The following is a 1299-nucleotide window of genomic DNA, read 5'->3' on the forward strand; positions in this document are numbered from 1 at the left end:
GACAGCACCTCGACGTTGAGGCACAGCGACTGCAGTTCCTTGAGCAGAACCTTGAACGATTCCGGGATACCCGGTTCGGGGATGTTCTCGCCCTTGACGATCGCCTCGTAGACCTTCACCCGGCCGACCACGTCGTCGGACTTGATGGTCAGCAGTTCCTGCAGCGTGTAGGCCGCACCGTAGGCCTGCATGGCCCAGCACTCCATTTCACCGAAACGCTGACCACCGAACTGCGCCTTACCACCGAGGGGCTGCTGAGTGATCATCGAGTACGGACCCGTCGACCGCGCGTGAATCTTGTCGTCCACCAAGTGATGCAGCTTCAGGATGTACATGTAACCCACCGCCACCGGATACGGGAACGGCTCACCCGAACGACCATCGAACAACACCGACTTACCGTCCGCGCCGACCATGACCTCGCCGTCACGGTTGGGCAGCGTGGAGGTGAGCAGGCCGGCGAGTTCGGCTTCGTGAGCGCCGTCGAACACCGGTGTGGCGAGATTCGTATCCGGTTGTGCCGAAAGCAGTTCCGCGGGCAACCGCTGCGCCCAGTCGGGGCGGGCGCCGTCGGCGAGCCGAATATCCCACCCCGCCTTGGCGATCCAGCCCAGATGTGTTTCCAGGATCTGGCCGATGTTCATACGACGCGGCACACCATGGGTGTTCAAGATGATGTCGACCGGAGTGCCGTCCGGCATGAACGGCATATCCTCCTTCGGCAGAATCTTGCCGATCACACCCTTGTTGCCGTGGCGACCCGCGAGCTTGTCACCGTCCTGGATCTTGCGCTTCTGCGCCACATACACGCGCACCAGCTCGTTCACGCCCGGAGGCAGATCGTCGTCGTCCTCACGCGAGAACACGCGGATGCCGATCACCTTGCCGGACTCACCGTGGGGCACCTTCAACGAGGTGTCACGGACTTCGCGGGCCTTCTCACCGAAGATCGCACGCAGCAGCCGCTCCTCGGGAGTCAGCTCGGTCTCACCCTTCGGGGTGACCTTGCCGACCAGAATGTCACCGTCACGCACCTCGGCACCGATGCGGACGATGCCACGCTCGTCCAGATCCGCCAGCACCTCGTCGGACACGTTCGGGATATCGCGAGTGATCTCCTCGGCACCCAACTTGGTGTCGCGAGCGTCGATCTCGTGCTCCTCGATATGGATCGAGGTCAGCACATCCTCCTCCACGAGACGCTGCGACAGGATGATCGCGTCCTCGTAGTTGTGACCCTCCCACGGCATGATCGCCACCAGCAGGTTCTTACCGAGCGCCATCTCACCGTTCTCGGTG

At 62.6% G+C, this 1299-nt stretch carries 1 pseudogene; it reads right to left on the reverse strand.

The features are described from left to right. Positions 1 to 1299: pseudogene (locus IRT45_RS36210) on the reverse strand (DNA-directed RNA polymerase subunit beta); the annotation flags it as partial.

The sequence above is a fragment of the Nocardia sp. BSTN01 genome (assembly GCF_015354405.1).
In the GTDB taxonomy this organism is placed as follows: domain Bacteria; phylum Actinomycetota; class Actinomycetes; order Mycobacteriales; family Mycobacteriaceae; genus Nocardia.